General features: G+C 58.7%; 21 protein-coding genes. 16 read left to right on the top strand and 5 right to left on the bottom strand.

Going from position 1 to position 21,980, the window contains the following annotated elements; genetic code table 11:
* Positions 1–2 precede the first annotated feature (2 nt).
* From MKI83_RS02215 to MKI83_RS02230, 4 genes are all read left to right on the top strand, one after another.
* Positions 3–1,661 carry a nitrite/sulfite reductase gene (locus MKI83_RS02215; protein WP_241583074.1) on the top strand — a complete coding sequence of 553 codons (1,659 nt, stop codon included), beginning with the start codon at positions 3–5 and terminating at the stop codon, positions 1,659–1,661.
* Complete coding sequence (locus MKI83_RS02220; protein WP_241583076.1) at positions 1,645–2,139, top strand: DUF934 domain-containing protein; 495 nt, start codon at positions 1,645–1,647, stop codon at positions 2,137–2,139. Before MKI83_RS02215 ends, MKI83_RS02220 begins: the two co-directional genes overlap by 17 nt.
* A gap of 311 nt (positions 2,140–2,450) precedes the next feature.
* On the top strand, positions 2,451–3,359 hold the full coding sequence (locus tag MKI83_RS02225) for a LysR family transcriptional regulator (protein WP_241583078.1): 909 nt from the start codon (positions 2,451–2,453) through the stop codon (positions 3,357–3,359).
* 121 nt (positions 3,360–3,480) lie between these two features.
* A complete protein-coding gene (locus MKI83_RS02230; protein ID WP_241583080.1) occupies positions 3,481–4,470 on the top strand; it encodes a zinc-dependent alcohol dehydrogenase family protein in 990 nt (329 codons plus the stop codon).
* 61 nt (positions 4,471–4,531) lie between these two features.
* On the opposite strand, the gene MKI83_RS02235 is transcribed toward MKI83_RS02230, so the two are convergent.
* From MKI83_RS02235 to MKI83_RS02250, 4 genes are all read right to left on the bottom strand, one after another.
* The gene (locus tag MKI83_RS02235) at positions 4,532–5,236 is read right to left on the bottom strand and encodes a TSCPD domain-containing protein (protein WP_241583081.1); all 705 of its coding nucleotides are present in this window, start codon (positions 5,234–5,236) and stop codon (positions 4,532–4,534) included.
* A 62-nt stretch (positions 5,237–5,298) separates the two neighbouring features.
* Positions 5,299–7,452, bottom strand: a complete 2,154-nt coding sequence (locus tag MKI83_RS02240) for an adenosylcobalamin-dependent ribonucleoside-diphosphate reductase (protein WP_241583082.1) — start codon at positions 7,450–7,452, stop codon at positions 5,299–5,301.
* Positions 7,453–7,804: 352 nt separating this feature from the next.
* Positions 7,805–8,824 carry a ferrochelatase gene (gene hemH, locus MKI83_RS02245; protein ID WP_241583083.1) on the bottom strand — a complete coding sequence of 340 codons (1,020 nt, stop codon included), beginning with the start codon at positions 8,822–8,824 and terminating at the stop codon, positions 7,805–7,807.
* Positions 8,825–8,860: 36 nt separating this feature from the next.
* Positions 8,861–9,760, bottom strand: a complete 900-nt coding sequence (locus tag MKI83_RS02250) for a TIGR01777 family oxidoreductase (RefSeq protein ID WP_241583084.1) — start codon at positions 9,758–9,760, stop codon at positions 8,861–8,863.
* 112 nt (positions 9,761–9,872) lie between these two features.
* On the opposite strand from MKI83_RS02250, the gene MKI83_RS02255 reads away from it, so the two are divergent.
* From MKI83_RS02255 to MKI83_RS02305, 11 genes are all read left to right on the top strand, one after another.
* Positions 9,873–10,859: an NAD(P)/FAD-dependent oxidoreductase gene (locus MKI83_RS02255; protein WP_241583085.1), complete on the top strand. Its 987-nt coding sequence runs from the start codon at positions 9,873–9,875 to the stop codon at positions 10,857–10,859.
* Between the two features lie 2 nt (positions 10,860–10,861).
* Positions 10,862–11,110 (top strand): TIGR02450 family Trp-rich protein, encoded by a 249-nt coding sequence (locus tag MKI83_RS02260; protein WP_241583086.1) that lies wholly within the window; start codon positions 10,862–10,864, stop codon positions 11,108–11,110.
* Between the two features lie 123 nt (positions 11,111–11,233).
* Entirely contained in the window at positions 11,234–12,226 is a 993-nt protein-coding gene (locus MKI83_RS02265) for a YbgA family protein (RefSeq protein WP_241583152.1), read from the top strand.
* Between the two features lie 20 nt (positions 12,227–12,246).
* Complete coding sequence (locus MKI83_RS02270; protein ID WP_241583088.1) at positions 12,247–13,137, top strand: MerR family transcriptional regulator; 891 nt, start codon at positions 12,247–12,249, stop codon at positions 13,135–13,137.
* A complete protein-coding gene (gene phrB, locus MKI83_RS02275; RefSeq protein WP_241583090.1) occupies positions 13,134–14,576 on the top strand; it encodes a deoxyribodipyrimidine photo-lyase in 1,443 nt (480 codons plus the stop codon). The genes MKI83_RS02270 and phrB overlap by 4 nt, the downstream gene beginning before the upstream one ends.
* Positions 14,577–15,014: a nuclear transport factor 2 family protein gene (locus MKI83_RS02280; protein ID WP_241583091.1), complete on the top strand. Its 438-nt coding sequence runs from the start codon at positions 14,577–14,579 to the stop codon at positions 15,012–15,014.
* Entirely contained in the window at positions 15,011–15,772 is a 762-nt protein-coding gene (locus MKI83_RS02285) for an SDR family NAD(P)-dependent oxidoreductase (RefSeq protein ID WP_241583092.1), read from the top strand. Before MKI83_RS02280 ends, MKI83_RS02285 begins: the two co-directional genes overlap by 4 nt.
* Positions 15,769–17,016 (top strand): NAD(P)/FAD-dependent oxidoreductase, encoded by a 1,248-nt coding sequence (locus MKI83_RS02290; protein WP_241583093.1) that lies wholly within the window; start codon positions 15,769–15,771, stop codon positions 17,014–17,016. The genes MKI83_RS02285 and MKI83_RS02290 overlap by 4 nt, the downstream gene beginning before the upstream one ends.
* Complete coding sequence (locus MKI83_RS02295; protein ID WP_241583094.1) at positions 17,013–17,822, top strand: DUF1365 domain-containing protein; 810 nt, start codon at positions 17,013–17,015, stop codon at positions 17,820–17,822. The genes MKI83_RS02290 and MKI83_RS02295 overlap by 4 nt, the downstream gene beginning before the upstream one ends.
* Before the next feature lie 12 nt (positions 17,823–17,834).
* A complete protein-coding gene (locus tag MKI83_RS02300; protein WP_241583095.1) occupies positions 17,835–19,127 on the top strand; it encodes an SAM-dependent methyltransferase in 1,293 nt (430 codons plus the stop codon).
* On the top strand, positions 19,120–19,689 hold the full coding sequence (locus MKI83_RS02305; RefSeq protein ID WP_241583096.1) for a DUF2878 domain-containing protein: 570 nt from the start codon (positions 19,120–19,122) through the stop codon (positions 19,687–19,689). Before MKI83_RS02300 ends, MKI83_RS02305 begins: the two co-directional genes overlap by 8 nt.
* A gap of 78 nt (positions 19,690–19,767) precedes the next feature.
* On the opposite strand, the gene ccoM is transcribed toward MKI83_RS02305, so the two are convergent.
* Positions 19,768–19,884, bottom strand: coding sequence for a cytochrome c oxidase subunit CcoM (ccoM, locus tag MKI83_RS16940; protein ID WP_306423221.1), 117 nt, complete (start codon positions 19,882–19,884; stop codon positions 19,768–19,770).
* A 205-nt stretch (positions 19,885–20,089) separates the two neighbouring features.
* Here ccoM and MKI83_RS02310 point away from each other — a divergent pair, with 205 nt between their 5' ends.
* Positions 20,090–21,970, top strand: a complete 1,881-nt coding sequence (locus MKI83_RS02310) for a methyl-accepting chemotaxis protein (RefSeq protein WP_241583098.1) — start codon at positions 20,090–20,092, stop codon at positions 21,968–21,970.
* Positions 21,971–21,980: the final 10 nt, after the last annotated feature.

Here is a 21,980-nt window from a genome sequence, read left to right on the forward strand (position 1 = left end):
ACATGTACGTTTACGACGAGTACGATCAACGGATCATCGAGGACCGCGTCAAGCAGTACCGCGATCAGACCCGCCGCTATTTGGCCGGTGAACTCAGCGAAGAAGAGTTCCGCCCGCTGCGCCTGCAAAATGGCCTGTACGTGCAGCGCTACGCGCCCATGCTGCGCGTGTGCGTGCCCTATGGCTTGATGTCATCACGGCAGCTGCGCAAGCTGGCACACGTCGCCCGTCATTACGACAAAGGCTACGCGCACATCAGTACTCGTCAAAACGTACAGTTCAACTGGCCAGCCCTTGAAGAAGTGCCGGACATCTTGGCCGAGCTGGCCGAAGTACAGATGCACGCCATTCAAACCAGCGGCAACTGTATTCGTAACGTCACCACCGACCAGTTCGCTGGTGTGGCGGTGGACGAGCTGATCGACCCACGCCCGTGGTGCGAAATTATTCGTCAGTGGGCGACCTTCCATCCGGAATTCGCCTACTTGCCGCGTAAGTTTAAGTTTGCCGTCAACGGCGCTCAAAGCGACCGTGCTGCCATTGAAGTGCACGATATCGGCGTTGAGCCGGTGAAAAACGCGGCTGGCGAACTGGGTTTCCGCATTTTGGTTGGCGGCGGACTAGGCCGTACGCCGATCGTCGGCGCATTCATTAACGAATTCCTGCCGTGGCAGCACCTGCTGAGCTACCTGGAAGCGATCCTGCGGGTGTACAACCGCTATGGTCGTCGCGACAACAAGTACAAAGCGCGCATCAAAATTCTGGTTAAGGCCCTCACCCCCTCCGTGTTCGCAGAAAAAGTCGACGCTGAGTGGGCGCACCTGAAAGATGGCACCAGCACGCTGACCGAAGCCGAAGTGCACCGCATCGCCAACCACTTTGTCGATCCAGCCTATCAAACCCTGCAAGACCAAAGCGCCTTGCTTGAGGCGCAACAAGCTGAGCATCCGGGCTTTGCCCGTTGGTTGGCGCGCAACGTGGTAGCCCACAAGAAAACCGGCTATGCCGCCGTCACACTGTCGCTGAAAGCCTCGGGCTACGCCCCAGGGGATATCACCGACAAGCAGCTCGACGCCGTGGCCGACTTGGCCGATCGCTACAGCTTTGGCGAAGTGCGCTCATCGCACGAGCAAAACTTGATTCTGGCTGATGTCGAACAAGCACAACTGCTGAGCCTGTGGGCTGAGCTGCGTGAACTGGGCTTTGCCACGCCCAACATTGGCCTGCTGACCGATATGATTTGCTGCCCCGGCGGCGACTTCTGCTCGCTGGCCAACGCGAAATCAATTCCGGTGGCCGACGCCATACAGCGTCGCTTTGCCGACTTGGACTACCTGTTCGACCTCGGCGATATCGACCTCAACATTTCCGGCTGCATGAACGCCTGTGGCCACCACCACGTCGGCCACATCGGCATTTTGGGTGTGGACAAGAAAGGTCAGGAGTTCTATCAGGTGTCCCTCGGCGGCTCGGCCAGCCGTGACGCCAGCCTTGGCCAGATCCTCGGCCCCTCGTTCGCTCAGGACGACATGCCCGATGTGATCAGCAAAATCATCGACGTGTTTGTCGAGCAGCGCAGCGAAGACGAGATGTTTATCGACACCTTCCGCCGCATCGGCATGGCCCCCTTTAAGGAGCGCGTATATGCAGCGAATCATTAAAAACGGCGCAGTGTGCGAAGACAATTGGCACCTGCTCGCTAAAGACGCCACCCTCGACGGCCTGCCCAACAGCGACGACTTGATAGTGCCCTACGCCCTGTGGGCCGAGCACGCGCATGCGCTGAAGGCACGTGACGGCAAACTGGGTGTCTGGCTCGATAGCGACGAACAAGCCGAAGACATCGCCGACGATCTTCAGCACTTTGCCGTCATCGCGCTGAACTTCCCCAACTTCAACGATGGCCGCAACTACTCCAACGCCCGCCTGCTGCGCGAGCGTTTTGGCTATCAAGGCGAGTTGCGCGCCATTGGCGATGTGCTGCGTGACCAGCTGTTTTTCTATCAGCGCTGCGGCTTTAACAGCTTTGTGATTCGCGCTGACCGTGACACTGAAGATGCCCTGGCCAGCCTGAATGATTTCAGCGAGGTCTATCAAAGCGCGGTCGACCAACCGCAGCCACTGTTCCGCCGCCGCTAAGCCCACCGCTTAGCGTGCTCACAACAAACCCGGCCCAGTGCCGGGTTTGTTGTGTCTAGCCTTCGGCTTTAGTCGTTGATGTCTTGAATGCTCACCAACAGGTCAGGCCAACGACGCTGATTGTTGATATCCCATTGCGCGCCCTGCTCATCAGCCCAAGCAAAGCCCGTACTAACGGGTCGAACCCGTGCGCATCCAGCGTTTGGCGATCGTTGAGAACTCACTTTATTTTTATCAAACACAAGTTAAAGCCATCAAAAAGCGCTACAGTTTTTTGATTATCAATACAAAAGACCTCGTGAGCCGCGCCCATGGACACCGACGCCATCCGTTTATTTGTCATCGCCGCTGATTTACTCAATATCAGCGCGGCAGGCCGACAGCTGGACTTAGCCCCGGCAGTGGCCAGTGCGCGTCTGGCCAAATTAGAGCAGCAAGTAGGCGCCGATTTACTGCACCGCTCGACACGCAAAGTGTCGCTCTCGATGGAAGGGGCTGAGTTTCTACCCTTTGCCCGCGAGATACTGGCGCAACAAGACGCCGCCTTGGCAGCCCTTGGCCACGCCAGCAAAGAGGTTTCAGGCACGCTGCGGTTTTCCGCATCTAGCACCTTTGCCCAACGTTATATTGCGCCAATCCTGCCCGAATTTTTGCAGCGGTTTCCGGCAGTGAACCTTGAGCTGCGCCTGTCCGACACTTTGGTGGATCTGATCGAAGGCGGCTTTGATCTGGCCTTGCGCAACTACGCCATCGAAGACAGCAGCTTACGCGCACGCAAGCTGGCCGATGATCAACGCATCCTGTGCGCCGCGCCGGCGTATCTCGCCCAACATGGCGTACCGAAAACGCCTGAAGAGCTGAGCCAACACCAGCTGTTGGTCTTTCACGGCAGCGGCGCGCGCACCTTGCGCGCCAACGATGAGCGCCCCAGCAGCAGCTTTCCGCCGCCCGGGGCCAAAAAGCGCGTGGTATGCGATGACGGCGCCAGCATGCGCATTGCCACCCAGGCCGGCGTCGGTATTTCGATGAACTCGTGCTGGAGTGTGCAGGAAGAGCTGGATCGCGGCTCCCTCGTGCGAGTGCTGCCCGACTACGAAATCGAAGACCAATCCGCAATTTGGCTGGTGTACCCCAAGTCCAACGTCCTCACCGCTAAAGTGCGGGTGTTTATCGACTTCCTACTGGAAAAAATCGGCAGCTCGCCCAGCTGGACGCGTTAAAGCGCGGACCCCAACCGAATTATCTTTACAGACAATAAACTGAATCAATTTCTACTGGCTTTATACGGTTTTTAAACAAGCTAAGGTGCAAGCTGACTTCTTCAAACACAGGGTATGCCCGATGAAAGCCATGATTCTCAACCGCTACGGCGACAACGCCGAGTTTCAGTCCACTGAACTGGCCAAACCGGCGGTCAGCGCTGGGCACGTCTTGGTTCGTGTTGCCGCCAGCAGCGTCAATACCGTCGACACCATGATTCGTCGCATGGGCCAAGAACAGCTCCCGCTCGCTCCCAACTTACCTGCGGTTTTAGGGATGGACTTTGCCGGCACCGTAGCTGCGGTGGGTGATGGCGTGACGGCCTTTGCCGTCGGCGATGAGGTTTTTGGCTGCGCCGGTGGTTTGGCTGATCTGCAAGGTGCGCTGGCGGAGTACATGCTGGCCGATGCACGCTTACTCGCGCACAAACCGCGCAACCTCAGCATGCGCGAAGCCGCCGCCCTGCCCTTAGTGGGGATCACCGCCTACGAAGGATTGCAGCGTGCCCAAGTCAAAGCGGGACAACGCGTGCTCGTGCACGGCGGTACCGGCGGTGTTGGCCATGTCGCGGTGCAACTAGCAAAGCATTTCGGCGCAGAGGTTTTTAGCACCTGCAGCGGCGACGCGGCGCGCAACATTGTGGAAGGCTATGGCGCCACGGCCATCGATTATCAGCGCGAAAGCGTGGCTGACTACGTCGCCCAACACACCCAAGGCGCAGGTTTTGAGGTGGTTTTTGACTCAGTAGGCGGCGCCAACATGAGCCACTCTTTCACTGCCGCCGCCTTAAATGGTCAGGTGGCCAGCACGGTGGCCATGCTGAATATCGACTTAACTCCGGCGCATTTCAAAGGTCTGTCACTGCATGTGGTGTTTATGTTGATCCCCATGCTGCACAACCATCAGCGCGAAGCTCACGGCGCCATATTGACCGAACTGAGCAAAATCGCCGAAGCCGGCGCGCTTAAGCCACTACTGGACACACAGCGCTTCAGCCTCGATAACGTCGGCGACGCCTACCAGCGCCTCAGCAGCGGCCAAGCCATCGGCAAAGTGGTGGTCGAGGTATAAGCCCGTTTTAGCGCAATAAAAAACCAGCGTCTGTGCTGGTTTTTATTGCGTCACGCCTGCGTTAGCCGCACTTACTGTCGCCACAGCTGAGACAGGTCAAGCAGCCATCCATTTGGATCATCGCTTTGGTATGGCACTTGCCGCACAGTTGCGCGCCTTCTGGGTATTGCTGGGTGCTGTCGTCGCACTGGGCGTCGGCTTCGGGTGCAGGGGCTGGCTGGGTGTTTTGCACAAACTCAGCGCGTTTTTGCGCCAGATAGGCTTTTTGGTGCTCGTCGATTTCATCCTTGAGCAAACCGATCTTTTTCATGTGCAATTCCAGCACGTCGCCGATTTCGGCGACCAATGACGGCATCCAGCGACCGCCGCGTTTCATGTAACCGCCCTTGGGGTCGAACACGCTGCGCAGCTCTTCGACCAAGAAGGTGCAATCGCCGCCCTTACGAAACACCGCCGAGATAATCAGCGTCAGGGCTGAAATCCACTGGTAGTGCTCCATGTTCTTGGAGTTAATGAAAATCTCGAACGGCCGGCGCACCTCATGGTCGCTACCGGGGTTAAGCACCACGTCATTGATCGTGACGTACAGCGCATGCTCGGAATGCGGGGTTTTGATCTTGTACGTTGCGCCTTCGAGGTTTTCCGGGCGCTTAATTTTTTCGTGCATTTCTTCCACCGCTTGGGTGGTGGGCGCCTCTACAGGCGCGGGAGCATCGGGCTTGGCAACTTCATAGCCGACAATTTTGCTCGCGATTTTGATAGCCATATCTGTGTCCTAAAACATTAGCTGCTGGCCGCGCCGTGCGCCGCCGCATCAATAAGGGGGCGTTAAAACTTGCCGTAATAACCTTCTTTCAAGGCGTCGTAGAGATTGGCTGCGGTGTGCAGTTCACCGTCGTATTCAATCTCATCACCGCCTTTGGCTTCGATCACGCTGCCATCATCCAGCTTGAAGCGGTACGTGGTGTTGGCCAAGTCTTCTTCTTTGACCAGCACACCTTGGAACGCCTCGGGGTTAAAGCGGAAGGTGGTGCAGCCTTTTAGCCCTTGCTTCCACGCGTACATGTAGATGTCTTTAAAGCTGTCATAGGCGTAGTCAGTCGGCACGTTGGCGGTTTTGGAGATCGACGAGTCGACCCACTTTTGCGCCGCCGCTTGCACATCAACGTGCTGCATGGGGGTCACGTCATCGGCGGCGATGAAGTAGTCGGGCAGGTTGCGCTTAGCGGCATCCATGCTCGGCAAAGCCTCCGCATTGATCAGCTGACGGTAGGCCAGCAGTTCAAAACTGAAGACATCGACTTTTTCTTTACTCTTTTTGCCTTCGCGAATCACATTGCGGAAATAGTGATGAGCAAAGCTTGGCTCAATGCCGTTGGAGGCATTATTGGCCAGCGACAGTGAGATGGTGCCGGTCGGCGCAATCGAGGTGTGGTGAGTAAAACGAGCGCCCTGCTCGGCCAGTTGTGCGACCAGCTCTGGCTCAATTTCAGCCACTTGCTGCATGTAGTGGCTGTAACGTGCCCACAGCACGCGGCCGGCCACTTTATCGCCCACCTTGTAGCCATCGGCGCGCATGGCGGGGCGCTGAGCGAGCATCTTTTCGCTGACTTCGAACTCTTCGAGCATGATCGGCGCGGCGCCTTTTTCGGCCGCCAGCTCAAGGCCGGTGCGCCAACCTTGCAGCGCCATTTCTTGCGAAACTTGCTCGGTAAAGGCCAGCGACTGCGCTTCGCCGTACTTCATGCACAGCATGGTCATGGTCGAGCCTAAGCCCAAGAAGCCCATGCCATGGCGGCGCTTGCGGTAAATCTCTTGGCGCTGCTCTTCCAGCGGCAGACCGTTGATTTCCACCACGTTGTCCAACATGCGGGTGAAGATCGCGACCACCTTGCGGTAGGCGTCCCAATCAAAGCGCGCCTTCTCGGTGAACGGGTCACGCACAAACAAGGTCAGGTTCACTGATCCCAGCAAGCACGCACCGTGCGGTGGCAGCGGCTGCTCGCCACAGGGGTTGGTGGCGCGGATTTCTTCGCAGAACCAGTTGTTGTTCATCGCATTGACGCGATCGATGAGGATGAAACCGGGCTCGGCAAAATCATAGGTCGAGGACATGATCACATCCCACACCCGACGCGCTTTAACCGTACGGAAGATACGGCAGGCGACCATGCCGTCTTCACGACTCAGATAGCCATCACGTTCGGCCCAGTCGCGCCACAGCACTTGCGCAGGGTCGTTGACGTCGATCATGTCCGCCGCGGCTTCTTCGGCAGTCAGCGGGAAGACCAGCGGCCAGTCGCCATCGGCTTCCACCGCTTGCATAAAGCCTTCGGTGATCAGCAGCGACAGGTTGAACTGACGCAGACGGCCGCCTTCGCGTTTGGCGCGAATAAAGTCCAACACATCGGGATGGCCGACATCGAACGTCGCCATTTGTGCGCCACGACGACCACCGGCGGATGACACGGTGAAGCACATCTTGTCGTAGATATCCATGAACGACAGCGGGCCAGAGGTATAGGCCCCCGCGCCCGAGACATACGCGCCCTTAGGGCGCAGCGTGGAGAACTCGTAGCCGATGCCGCAACCGGCTTTTAAGGTCAGGCCGGCCTCATGCAACTTGGCGAGGATGTCGTCCATCGAATCGCCGATGGTCGCCGAGACGGTGCAGTTGATGGTCGAGGTTGCCGGCTTGTGTTCCCACGCGCCCGCGTTGGAAGTGATTCGCCCAGCAGGGATCGCGCCATGGCGCAAAGCCCACAAAAACTGCTCGTACCAATGTTCGCGCTGCTTTTTGTTTTCAACGTCTGCCAAGGCACGGGCCACGCGCTGATAGGTGCTATCAACGTCTTGATCAATCGGCTGGCCGTCTTTGCTTTTCAACCGGTACTTTTTGTCCCAAATATCCTCCGATGCCGATTGCAGCGGTATTTGGTCCACGCCCTCGCGCAGCGGCTTTACGTTGGCCGGTTGATTCATGCCTCACTCCTGATGATTAGTTACTCGGTGGCAGAACGATGCTGCCGCGAGGGGGTTGCGCGGCGCATAAATGCCGCTCACAACCCGAAAAACACTAGATATAGTCAAATGCTGGGCAATGCTAACCCTATATAGGCTTTAGCTTCTAGATTGATCCTGTATTTGGCGGGCCATTTACCGCTCGATCTGACCAGCGGTTTAGCCCCAAACCCGCAAGGGGAAGTCCACGCAGAAAAGCCCAACACAGACTAACCAGCCGCTGCATAGCCAACCTTGCCGACGGTCAATAAAAAACCTTCTGCCGATGACGGCGGTCATCCTGCAGAAGGTTTTTAACGGCCTATCGCATCGCTTATTCGACGCGGTAGCCGGCAATTTTGACCAAGGCATCAACCCAAGCCGGGTGGTCATTGAGACAGGGAATCAGGCGGAACTCTTCGCCGCCGGCGGCGAGGAATTGCTCTCGGGCGCGGTCGCCGATTTCCTCTAAGGTCTCCAAGCAATCGGCCACAAACGCAGGGCACATCACCAGCAAGCGCTTGACGCCACGCTTGGCCAACGCGTCGATGGCCTCCTCCGTGTAAGGCTCGATCCACTTGGCGCGCCCCAAGCGCGACTGAAAGGCCACGGAGTAAAATTCTTTCGCTAACCCCAAGCGCTTGGCCAACGCTTCCGTCGTGGCGTAGCACTGCGCGCGGTAACAGCTGTCGAGCACGGGCCCTGAGGCTTGCTGGCAACAGTCAGCCCCTTTGAGACAGTGCGTTTTGCTCGGGTCGGTTTTATGCAGATGGCGCTCGGGCAAGCCGTGATAGCTGAACAGCAAATGGTCAAAGCCTTCGGCCACATGCGGCTGCACGGTACTGGCCAAGGCATGGTGGTAAGCCGGCTGATTAAAGAACGGCGGTACCACGTTTAGGCTAAGCGGTAAGCCTTGCTCGGTAATCAGGCGCTGCGCTTGCTCGATGCAGGTGGTCACTGTGCTGTCGGCAAACTGCGGATACAAAGGCACAAACACCACTTCACGCACTTTCTGCTCGGCCAAGCGGCGCAAGGCGCTGGCGACGCTCGGCTCGCCGTAGCGCATGGCCATTTCCACCGGCCCATGCGGCCAAGCGGGCACCACCGCTTGTTGCAGGCGACGGGTGATTTCCACCAAGGGTGAGCCTTGCGGCCACCAGATACTTTTATAGGCATGCGCGCTGGCCTCTGGCCGCTTGATCAATATCAGCGACACCAGCAAGCGGCGCAGCGGCCAAGGCAGATCGACCACGTGCGGGTCCATCAGGAATTCATTGAGGTAACGGCGCACATCGGCCACTTCCGGCGAGGCGGGCGAACCCAGGTTGACCAGCAACAGGGCGCGTCGTGTCATGCTTTCTCTCTTAATCCAACAAGGGATAGTTGCCTATCAGGTAAGCAGCTGCTTTAACGCTTGCTCACAATCGGTATGTTTAAAGGTGTAGCCCAACGCTTGCGCTTTAGCTGGCTGCACACGCTGACCACCGAGCATTAATACGCTGAGCTCACCCAGCAAGGTGCGTAAGGCAAAAGCCGGCACCCGTAAAAAGGCCGGTCGCCCCAGCACGCGTGCCAAGCTGCGACTGAACACTTGATTGGTCACTGGATTGGGCGCACAGGCATTGTAAGGGCCGTGAGCGTCGGTTTTATTGATCAGGGTGTCAATCAGCGCCACTTCATCGTCAAGATGGATCCACGGCATGTACTGCTGACCCGAGCCGATTGGCCCGCCCAAGCCCAATTTAAAGGGCAGCAACAAACGGGCTAAAACCCCGCCATGAGGCGCCAACACTAAGCCGGTGCGCAGCAACACCACGCGCATACCCAGCGTTTGCGCACGACTGGCGGCCAGCTCCCACGCGGTACACAGCTGCTGAGCGAAATCTTCGCTGTGGGGGGCGCTTTTTTCATCCACCTGCGCGTCGCCGGTGTCACCGTACCAACCCACGGCGGAACCACTGATCAGCACTTCGGGCTTCTGCTCACGCGTGGCCAGCCAATCAATTAATTGCTCCGTCAAGCTCACACGACTGTCCCACAGCACTTTGCGCCGCGCGGCCGTCCAGGGTTTATCGGCTATTGGTTCGCCCGCCAGATTAACCACGGCATCCAACGCCAACTCTGCGGGGTAATCGCTGAGCCGAGACAGGCCGTGCACGCTTTCACCGCACAGCTCAGGCACGTCATGGGGACGACGGGACAGCACATACACCTCATGGCCTGCGTCTAACCAGTGCTGACACAAGGCACGACCGATCAAGCCTGTGCCGCCGGTGATGAGAATATGCATGTTCACACTCCCTTAAACTTGTACAAGAAAGCCATAGTGTACACAATGGGCCGCATGTACAAGTTTTTATCGGTGCTAACGTTATTAATCAGTAGCAGAAGGATTGTGGCCCATGCCTAAGACCATTGCCATTATTGGCGCCGGAATAGCCGGCCTCGCCGCCGCGCAAGCACTGCGCGCCTCACGCCGCAAGGTGATCGTGTTTGATAAGAGCCGCGGCAGTGGCGGCCGCCTATCCAGCAAACGCAGCGAAGTGGGCAACCTAGACTTGGGTGCGCAGTACTTCACCGCCCGCGAACGCCACTTCAGCACGCAAGTCCAGGTTTGGCGCGAACTCGGCTTAGTCGACAGCTGGCAGCCGCATCTGTACCAAAGTCGTCACGGCGTACTCAGTTACTCCGCCGATGAACAGCAGCGCTTTGTTGGCACACCACGCATGAGCGCTCTCACCCGCAGCCTGTGCGCCGGCATCGACTGTCAATTTGCCACCCGCATCAGCACCCTAGAAAACACCCCACAAGGCTGGTTATTGCATGACAGCGAAGGCCAGCCGCATGGCCCGTTCAGTCATGTCATCGTCGCCACCCCCGCCCCGCAAGCAGTACCGCTACTGGCCGCCAGCCAAAGCTTGAGCCAAGCCGCGGCGGCCGTCGCCATGCTCCCCACGTGGGCCGTGGCACTGCAGTTTGCCGCGCCGCTGGCCACGCCGGTTGAAGCGTGCTTTGTGCAACACAATCCGCTGGACTGGATCGCGCGCAGTCAAAGTAAGCCCGGGCGCGAGCACAGCGGTGATGTGTGGATAGGGCATGGCAGCAGTGCGTGGAGCGCCGCGCACCTTGAGCTCAGCCCTGACGAGATTTGCGAGCACCTGCGCGGCGCACTGGCCGAGGTCTTAGGCTGCACGGTGCCCGCCCCCACTTGGCAGCTTGCGCACCGCTGGCTGTATGCCCGCCCAGAACATAGCCACGATCACGGCGCCTTGGCTGACCCCGCTATGGGCCTGTATGCCTGCGGTGACTGGTGCAACGGCGGTCGGGTCGAAGGCGCTTGGTTATCTGGGCGTGAAGCGGCGCGCTTACTGCTTGAGCAAGGTCATTAAACATGGCCAGACAACTGAATCCGGAAAAACTGCTGCTCAGCAAATGGACAGCTCAGCCGGTGATTAACCGCGAAAAGCACTTCTTGGTGGTGCAGCTACTGCGCGACGATCAGGCCGCAAACACCCCCAACCCAGCGCAAAAGCCGCCCGTGCGACAAGTGGTGCTAGAGGCCGTGCTGAGCAAGCGCCAGCTGACTAAGCACTGGCAGGACTTGCTCGACGAGCAGGCTTGGCGACAAGGCTGGCAATAAAAAACCTCTACGTTATCGCTCAATAAGTTATACAAAAAGTTTTACATGGAGCACTTATTCGGCTAATTTAACCCTCAAGGTTGTACAAGATTAACTTTCCGTACACCCAAAGGAGCAACCATGATGACCACCCGCCAGCAAAACAGCTTCCAAGACAGTTTTGAGCAATTGGGCAAGATCAAAGTCGCCATCAGCGGCTGCTTGCTCGGCCAAGAAGTGCGCTTTAACGGTGGTCATAAAGAGTCGCGCCTGTGCAGCCGTGAGCTGAGTGAATACTTCGACTACGAGCCGGTCTGCCCAGAAGTCGGCATCGGTTTGGGCGTGCCACGCCAGACCATTCGCCTAGTCGGCGAGCCGAGCGACCCGCAGGCGCTGGGCAGCACCCACGCCGAGCACAATGTCACCCAAGCGCTGAAAGACTACGCCGACCTGCAAGCCGATCGCCTTGGCGACATCTGCGGCTACATCTTTATGCAAAAGTCACCCAGCTGCGGGGTTGAGCGCGTCAAGCTGTACCGCGCCAACGGTGCGCCGCACGATGACGGCGCCATGGGCATCTATGCCAAGCGCTTTATCGAGCGTCATCCATTGGTGCCAGTAGAAGAAGCCGGCCGGCTCAACGATGCCGTGCTGCGGGAAAACTTCATCACCCGCGTCTTTGCCTACGCCAGCTGGCGCGCGCTGTGCGCTGAGGGTTTAAGCAAGCACGCGTTGGTCAAGTTTCATGCCCGCTACAAGTATCAATTGATGGCTACCGCCCCGGCAGACTACCAACGGCTTGGCCGCTTGCTCGCCACCAGTCACCAGCAGCCGCTGGATGAAGTTGCCGCGCAATACATCAGCGGCATGATGCTGGCATTGAAGAAAACCGCCACGCGCAAGAGCCATTGCAACGTGTTGCAGCACATCAGCGGCTATCTCAAAAAGGTGCTGTCCAGCGATGAGCGCCAAGAAATGCAAGAGCTGATCGAGCAATACCGCACCGGCCTAGTGCCGCTGGTGGTACCGCTTACCTTGCTCAAGCATCACTTCCGCCTGCACCCGCACAGCTACATTGCGCAGCAGGTGTATTTGCAGCCACATCCGCAGCGCCTTGGCCTGCGCAACAGCCTGTAATGGCCATGCACGAGTCAAGCATGCCGATCAGCACGCTGGCCCGCCAGTGCGGCATTGCTCCCGCCACCTTACGCGCGTGGGAGCGCCGCTACGGGCTGATCAAGCCAGAACGCAGCAGCAAAGGGCATCGCCTGTACCCGCGCGAGCAAATTGAGCGCGTGCACAACATCATGGCTTGGATCAACCGTGGCGTGCCGGTCGGCCAAGTCGGCGAGCTGCTTGACCATGACACGCCTAGCTTGAGCGACGATAGCCCATGGCAAACGCAGCGCAGCCAATGGCTGCAATGGTGCAAAACACAGAACACACGTCGTTTAGAGGATGCCTTTAATCAAGCGCTGAGCCTGTACCCCGCGCCGCTGATCTGCCGCGAACTGCTGCTACCGCTACTCGAAGACGTGCAGCCCGAACGCCACGGCTTGCACGTCACCCAAGTGTTTTTACACACATGGCTGCGCAGCAAAATCAGCCAACGCATTTCGCACAACAGCGCCGAAAAACGCGCCGATCCGGTGCTCCTGATCAACGCCGGCAGCCAAGCGCTAGAGCCAGAAATGTGGCTGTTGGCGTGGCTACTGAGCAGCCAAGGCACGCGTGTGGAGTTACTCGACTGGCCGCTGCAGCTGCCCGAGTTAATCCTCTGGCAAGAGCAGCGCAGTGCTAGCGCAGTAGTGCTGTACGCCAGCAGCCGCCTGCAAGCACCGCTGTCCATTGAGCAGCTGCGCGAACTGCAACAGCGTACCCAAGCGACGCTTTTATTGGCCGGGCACTGCGTCAGTATTCATGCCGATAGCCTCGCTAGCGAACCCAATTTGCTCAGCGCACGTGACCCTTTTGCCGCCCTAGAAGCACTGAGTCAGCTCGGGATTAGCGCGCAATACCTGCCCTTAGGCACGGAGGCCAACCGATGAGCCCGTCACGGCAACTGTGGTGGCTGCGTAACGATTTACGCTGCGCCGACAACCCTGCACTGAATGCAGCCCTCGCCCGCGGCCCTGTATTGGCCTGCTTTGTGATCAGCCCCGCACAGTGGCAAGCGCATGACGACGCCGCCTGCAAAGTGGACTTCTGGCTGCGCAGCCTGCGCGAGTTAAGCCGCGAGCTGGCCGCACTGAATATTCCGCTCAAGCTGATCCACTGCCCGCTGTGGGCTGACGTGCCACAAGCGCTCAGCGCATTTTGCGCAGAGCACAACATTGCCGCCGTACACAGCAACGCCGAATACGCTGTGAATGAGCGCCAACGCGATCAGGCCTGCGCCCAAGCCTTGGCCAAGCAAGGGATCAGCTGGCATGCCGAGCATGGCAATGTGCTGGCCGCCCCCGGCAGCGTGCTCACCAACAGCGACACGGTGTTTAAGGTGTACAGCCAGTTTCGCAAGCGCTTGTTAGCCCAATGGAGCCTCAGCGGCAGCCCCTGCCCTAGCCCATACCCCAAAGCACAAGCCGCACTGACGATGAGCGCCGATGCTATTCCACCAACGGTTAACGGCTTTGCCACCCCCACTGCCGAGCTGCAAGCACTGTGGCCTGCCGGCACGGATGCTGCCCTCGCGCGGCTGCGCGCGTTCGCTGACAGCGCCCTGCTCGACTACAAAACCCAGCGCGACTTACCCGCGCTGCCTGGCACCAGCCAGCTATCGCCCTATTTGGCCGCTGGCGTAGTGTCACTCAGGCAATGCCTGTACAGCGCGCAGATGGCCAATGACGGCCAACTGGCCGACGGTAATGACGGCGCCGTGCAGTGGATTAACGAGCTGCTGTGGCGCGAGTTTTACCTGCACATTCTGGCCGGCTACCCACGGGTGTCGCGCCATCGCGCCTTTAGACCCGAAACCGAGCTGGTTGCGTGGCGCCATGCGCCCGAGGATCTGGCCGCGTGGCAACAAGGCCGCACCGGCATCCCAATTGTGGATGCCGCCATGCGCCAATTGCTGGCCACCGGCTGGATGCACAACCGCCTGCGCATGGTCAGCGCCATGTTCCTGACCAAGAACCTGCTGATCGATTGGCGCGCGGGCGAGCGCTGGTTTATGCAACACCTGATTGACGGCGACCTGGCCGCCAACAACGGCGGCTGGCAATGGTCTGCCAGCACCGGCACCGATGCCGCGCCGTACTTTCGCGTGTTCAATCCCGTCAGCCAGTCGCAACGCAACGACCCAGACGGCCACTTCATCCGCCACTGGCTGCCGGAGTTATCTAGCCTCGATGCGCGCAGCATTCACCAACCCAGCAGCGGGCTGTTTGGCGTCGACCATTACCCAGCGCCGATCGTTGACTTAAGCAGCAGTCGCCAACGTGCCATTGCCGCGTTTAAAAACCTGCCTAAAGCCCAGGAGATCGCTTAAATGAGCACCTTCCTGCAGCACTTCACCGAGCAATTTGCGCGCATTGACGCGCACAACCTCACACCACTGCGCGAGCTGTATCACAACGACTTGCGCTTTGAAGACCCGCTACACCAGCTCAGCGGCCTGCCCGCCTTAGAGGACTACTGCCGGCAGCTGTACCAAAGCACCCAAGACATTCGCTGGCAGTTTCACAGCCTCGACCAAATCGCCGGCAATGCACAAAACGGGCGCGGCTACCTGCGCTGGAGCTTGAACTTCAGCCATCCCAGCCTTAAACGCGGCGCGCCCATCTGCGTGCATGGCTGCTCGTATTTGATTTGGCTCGACAGCAAAGTCACCCAACACCGTGACTACTTCGATGCCGGCGCCTTGCTGTATGAACACGTGCCGGTACTGGGCCGCGTGATTGCCTGGCTAAAGGGGCGCTTAGCATGAAGATTTGGCTAAGCGGTGCCTCCAGCGGCTTAGGCCAAGCCCTCGCGCTAGAACTATTGCGCGAAGGCCACCAGCTCGCCATCAGCGCCCGCCGACAAGCCCCTTTGCAGGCTTTGGCCGCGCAATACCCCAAACAAGTGCTGGTCTTGCCCTGCGACCTGACCGATGCCGAGGCCGTCGCCGCCATGGCCCATCAGCTCAGCCGACACTGGGGCGAGCTGGACATGGCCATTCTCAATGCCGGCACCTGCGAATACGTTGACACCAGCCACTACCAACACAGCGTGCTGGAGCGCGTGATCAAGGCCAATCTGTTCAGCGCCTCGCTGTGCGTGCAGCACTTATTGCCGCTGTTGCGCCACAGCGCCAACCCACACTTGGTGGCAGTCGGCAGCTCCGTGACTTATTTCCCACTGCCACGCGCCGAAGCCTACGGCGCCAGCAAAGCGGCGCTGCGTTACCTGTTTGAATCGCTGCGGGTTGATCTGGCCAGCGAGAACATCGCCGTCACCTTGGTCAGCCCAGGCTTTATTGACACCCCACTGACCGCGCAAAACGACTTCCCCATGCCGCAGCAGCTCAGCGCTGAACAAGCGGCCAGCTATATCTGCCGCCGCTTGGCTAAGCGCCCACAAGAGATCAACTTTCCCGCGCTGTTTATTGGCGTACTCAAGGTGCTCGACTGTTTGCCCGCGCCGCTGCGGCTTGCCATCGGCAAACACCTTTCGCGCAACACGACAAGGAGTCCACAAGCATGAATATCGCCATCATCGGCAGTGGTATCAGCGGTTTAACCTGCGCCCATTTACTCAGCCGCCAGCACCGCGTCAGCGTGTTTGAAGCCAGCGATTGGGTCGGCGGACATACCCACACTGTGGATGTGCAGGTACAAGGCCGCGACTACGCCGTCGATACCGGCTTTATCGTGTTTAACGACTGGACCTATCCCAACTTCATCCGCCTGCTGGATCAGTTGGGCGTTGCGCGCCGCGCCACTGAGATGAGCTTTTCCGTGCACGACCCAGCCAGCGGCTGCGAGTACAACGGCCACGATTTAAACACCTTGTTTGCGCAGCGACGCAACCTGCTCTCGCCGGCGTTTTGGGGCATGTTGCGCGACATCGTGCGCTTTAATCGCCAAGCGCAAGCGGATCTTGCCGAACAACGCATTGCCGCTGACACCACTCTAGGCCATTACCTGCGCGAGCAAGGCTATGGCCAACGCTTTATCGACCACTACATTGTGCCGATGGGCGCCGCCATTTGGTCGATGTCATTGGCGGACATGCTGGATTTCCCGCTGCAATTCTTTGTTCGCTTCTTTAAGAATCATGGCTTGTTGTCGGTCACCGATCGCCCGCAGTGGTATGTAGTGGCCGGCGGCTCACGCAGCTATATCGAGCCACTGACCGCACGTTTTAAGCACGACATCCGCCTGAACTGCCCCGTCACTCAAGTCACGCGCGACGCCAGTGGCGTGAGCGTGCACAGCGCCCAAGGTATAGAACGCTTCGACAAAGTGATCTTTGCCTGCCACAGCGATCAAGCCTTGGCCCTGCTGGCAACCCCCAGCGAGGCCGAGCAAAGCATTCTTGGCGCGATTACCTACGCCGACAATGACGTGGTGCTGCACACCGACACGCGCCTGCTGCCAAAGCGCCAACGAGCGTGGGCTAGCTGGAATTACCGCCTCGGCGGCCCGAGCAGCCAGCCGGCGGCAGTGACCTACGACATGAACATCCTGCAGGGCATTAACGCTGAGCACACCTTCTGCGTCAGCCTCAATCAAACCGCGTTGATTGATCCGCACAGCATTCTTGGCCGCTACCGCTATGCCCATCCGCAATTCAGCTTGGCCGGCATGGCTGCGCAAGCGCGCTGGCAAGAACTGCTGGGCGCACAGCACAGCTACTACTGCGGGGCTTATTGGGCCAATGGTTTCCATGAAGACGGTGTGGTCAGCGCCCTGCGCGTGGCCCAAGCGTTTGGAGAACGGCTATGAACTCGCTAGCCGCCAGCGCGCTGTATCAAGGCGAGGTCATGCACCGGCGCTTTAGCCCGCGCGCACATGCCTTTCGCTACCCCGTCAGCCTGCTGTATTTAGATTTGGCCGAACAGGCGCAACTGTTCGCGCTCTCACCTTGGTGCTCGCCAAGTCGCTGGGCCGCGCTGAGCTTTCGAGAACAAGACTATCTGCCGGATTTAACCCAGCACGGGCAATCCCTCAGTGCGGCGGTGCGCCAGCGCGTGCTAACTATTCTCGGCCATGCACCGCAAGGCGCTATCCGTGTGCTCACCCAGCCGCGCAGCTTTGGTTGGTCATTCAACCCATTGAGCGTGTTTTACCTGTTCGATGAACAGGCGCAACTCGCCGCGATATTGCTCGAAGTCAGCAACACGCCGTGGCACGAACGCGCGTATTACGCGCTGGATTGCCAAGGCGATGGCCATCAAGGGGGCTCGGTCGGCAAAGCCATGCATGTCTCGCCCTTTTTGCCGCGCGAGATGACTTACAAAATGCGCTTCAGCCAGCCGGCGAGTCGTCTGGGCCTGCATATTGCCAACCACCCGCAGCAAGCCGACGGCAGTTTGGCGGCCAAAACCTTCGACGCCACGCTTAATCTCACGCACCGTCCACTCAACCGCAGCACGCTGCACCAACACCTACGTCAGCACCCATGGCTGACGGCGCAAACCGTGGCCCGCATTCACTGGCAGGCCTTGCAACTGCTGGTGAAACGCACGCCCATCACAGACCACCAAGCCTTAACCGAACTGCCCACTCACGCCCTGCACCGCGAGCTTTGACAGGAGTCCACCATGTCCCAATCTAGCCTTGAAAAAAGCCTTGTTACCGCCGTTAAGCCCGCCTTGCCGCTCGCGGCCAAAGGCTTAGGTAATGCCCTGCTCAAGCGCATCGTGGTAAGACAGTTAAGCGCGCTACAGCACGGCGGTTTAACCGTGATTGAAGGCCAACAGCGCCAGCACTACGGCGACCGTATGGCCAGCCTACAAGCCGAGCTGGAAGTCACCGATGACGCGCTGTGGGGCATGGTCGCCAGCAATGGCTCGATCGGCGCCGGCGAGGCGTACATCTTGGGGCACTGGCACTCACCCGACTTAACCGCCGTGGTGCGTGTGTTCGTGCAAAACCTCGATGTACTCGACGCCATGGAGCGCGGCCTCGCCACGCTTGCTCGCCCTCTGTTGAAGTGGCTGCATTGGCTTAATCGCAATACTCGTCAAGGTTCGCAGCGCAACATCAGCGCCCACTACGATCTAGGCAACGAGCTGTTTGAAGCCTTCCTCGACCCCACCATGATGTATTCCGCGGCGCAGTTTTTATCGCCCGACGACACCCTCGAACAGGCACAACTGAACAAGCTTGCGCGCATCTGCCAGAAGCTCGACCTCAAGCCCAGCGATCATCTGCTAGAAATAGGCACCGGCTGGGGCAGCATGGCAATCTACGCCGCCACCCACTACGGTTGCCAAGTCACCACCACCACCTTGTCGCAAGAGCAGTACGACTACACCCAACAGCGCTTGCTGCAACTGGGCCTAGATCGCCAAGTGACGCTGCTGCTCAAGGATTACCGTGACCTAGAAGGCCAGTTCGACAAGCTGGTCTCTATCGAAATGATCGAAGCCGTGGGCCACGATTTTCTCCCCGCCTACTTCGCCCAATGCAGCCACCTGCTGAAGCCCTCAGGCCTGATGCTGTTGCAAGCGATCACCATCCGCGATCAACGCTACGAGCAAGCTCGGCGCAATGTGGACTTTATCCAGCGCTACATCTTCCCCGGTGGGGCACTGCCCTCGCCCAGCGTGTTGCTGGATGTCAGCCAAGCGCACAGTGACTTCAGCGCCATCCACATGGAAGATTTTGGCCAGCACTACGCCCGCACACTGCGCCTGTGGCACGAGCAGTTTGAAGCAGCGTGGCCGAGCATTGCGCAACACGGCTACGACGGCTATTTCCGCCGGCTTTGGCAGTTTTACCTGTGCTACTGTGAGGGCGGTTTTTTAGAGCGCACCATCGGCACGGTTCAGCTATTACTGGCCAAACCCGAGGCACGCCCCACCCCCTTACTTGGACGTTTTAATGCCTGAATCACGCATCGCCCAACCGCTACTGCGCAGCCTCATTAACGCCGCGTTGTTCCAACTAGGCTGGTGGGCCTGCGTGCTCAGTAACGATGGCGCATTACTGCTCATCCCCGCCGCCTGCTTAGCGGCGCACTTTATCTGGGTGGGCAGCTGGGCTCGCGAAGGCAAACTGGTGGTCAGCGTGATGCTGGCCGGCAGCGCCCTAGACACCTTTTTGATGCAACTTGGCGTGTTTGACTTTGGCGCCGAAAGGCGACTGTTGCCGCTATGGCTGGCTTTGATGTGGGCCTTGCTAGCCACCACCTTGCACCACAGCCTAGCCTGGAGCGCTAAACCTTGGTGGCGTGCCAGCGTGTTAGGAGCCATCGGCGGGCCACTGGCCTATTTCGGCGGCGCGCAACTGGCCAACATTGGCTTACCGCTGGGCACGTTGGCCACCCTCGCCTTACTGTCCATCACATGGGCCGTGGTGATGCCGTTAACCCACGGCTTTGCCCAGCTGTATGACGCGCAGTATCGCTTGCGCTTAGCAGCAGCTAAGCAGGCGCAAAGCCGGCCAGTGTAAAAATACTGGGCAAAAAAAACGGCGGGCTAATCAGCCCGCCAAATCATGCGTGAGTGTATTCACCGAACTATGTGCAACTCAAGATTTGCTCTTGTTTTGCGCATCCTTCCAAATGAAATACCCCACAGCCCCGAGAAATCCGACCATTAAGCCGACGGTAAGCACGCCGGCTAGTACCACTTCATCCACAAACATACTGTTCCCCTTAAGCACGTTGGCCTGCCTAACTCATGGGTTCACAGTACGGGCGCCTGAGCAAAAGCTTATTGACCTTGATCAATAAATAACCACACGCAGGCAAATCACGTTTTTGCGGTCTAGGCTATTCAAGGAAGTGGCGTTGTTGCCGAAACCTAAGGCATCAATGACCTAAAACAGTTGTCCATGCAGGGTACCCCCGATGAAAATCAGCCATAAAGTGGGTTTGGCCGCCGCCACCGTACTCTTTCTGACCACCGCCATTTTGTCGTGGTCGCAAGTCAGCCAAGTGCGTGACACCTTACGCGATGAGGCCAACGCCTCTATCCGTGACGCCAGCAGCGCACTGGCCAACCAAATTGAAAACTGGCTCAACGGTAAATTGCAGCTCATCGACATCATGGCGCAGAGCATTGACGGCAATTTCTCCGGCGAACAAATTCAATACGTGTTCGACCGGCCAATGCTCAAGAATGAGTTTCTGCTGGTGTTCGGCGGGCTAGAAACCGACGGTGAGCGCATCACCAACGACACCAGCTGGAACCCCACCAACTGGGATGCCCGGCAACGCCCTTGGTACAGCGCAGCCAAAGCCGCCGACAAAGCGATTTTGACTGAGCCCTACGCTGACGCTGGCACCGGTGAGATTCTTATTTCCGCTACCGCCAAACTGTCGGACAAAGGCCAGTTCATGGGCGCGTTTGGTGGTGACCTGTCTTTGGCCACGGTATCCAAAGCGGTCAACACGCTGGACTTTAACGGTGCCGGTTATGCGTTTTTGCTCAACAAAAACGGCAACATCATTTCTCACCCTAACGCCAAGCTGAACGGCAAATCCTTTAGCGAACTGTTTGATGGCAAAACACCGGCGCTTGAGCAAGAACTGGCCTCCGTCAGCACCAAAGAAAGTGATCTGCTGGTGTCCTTCACGCCGCTGGACAACCTCAAAGGCATGGATTGGTACATCGGCGTGGTGCTGGATGAAGACATCGTCATGGCTTCAGCCAACAACCTGCGCTGGAAGGCCATGGTCGGCACCGTGCTCGGCGTTGCGATCAGTATTGTCTTGCTCGGCATTCTGATGGCCAAACTGCTAGGCCCACTGCAACAGCTGCAAAACTCGCTCAGTGAAATCAACCGCGGTGAAGGTGATTTGACCCGTCGCCTACCGGTCGCCGGCAACGATGAATTGACCGTGGTATCCAGCGAGTTCAACGGTTTCTTAGAAAGCCTGCAAAAGCTCATCAGTGAAGTGCTCGGCAGCGCCAGCCAAGTGCGTCAAAGCACGGTGCTGACCTCGAACGCCGCCGAACACGCCTCCAGCCACTTGCAGCAGCAGCTACAAGAGCTCGACCAACTCGCCACCGCCATGCACGAGATGGCCTCCACTGCGGAAGAAGTCGCGCGCAACGCACAAGCTGCCGCCACCGCAGCCAACGCCGCCAACGAGGAAACCGCCAAAGGCGTGCAAGTGGTGTCACGCTCGACCGACGCGATCAAGCAACTGGCCACCGACATGGACGACACCAGCCATGCCATCAATGAACTGGCCAAAGTCAGCCACAACATTGAATCGATTCTGTCGGTAATCACCGGCATCGCCGAGCAAACCAACCTGTTGGCCTTGAACGCCGCCATTGAGGCCGCGCGCGCCGGTGAATCTGGCCGTGGCTTTGCCGTGGTCGCCGATGAGGTCCGCTCGCTGGCCTCGCGCACGCAAGAATCGACCCGCGAAATTCGCGAGATGATTGATCAGCTCTCGACAGGTGTGAAGCACGCCGAAGAGAAAATGCGCATCAACCGCGACAGCGCCACGCAAACGGCCGAAGAAGCCAGCGCGGCTAACGAATCGCTGCACAAGATTCGCGAAGCCATCAGCCGCATCAACGACATGAACCTGCAAATCGCCGCCGCCGCGGAAGAGCAAAGCGCGACCACTGAAGAAATCAACCGCAACACCACCAACATCCGCGACATCAGTCAGGATGTGGCCAGCGGTGCTGAGCAACAAGTACAGCAATGCGGCCTGATGGGTGACCAAGTCAGTCAGCAAAACCGCTTGCTGGGCCGCTTTAAGGTTTAATCAGCGCAAC

The sequence above is a fragment of the Atopomonas sediminilitoris genome, assembly GCF_022601735.1.
In the GTDB taxonomy this organism is placed as follows: Bacteria; Pseudomonadota; Gammaproteobacteria; order Pseudomonadales; family Pseudomonadaceae; genus Atopomonas; species Atopomonas sediminilitoris.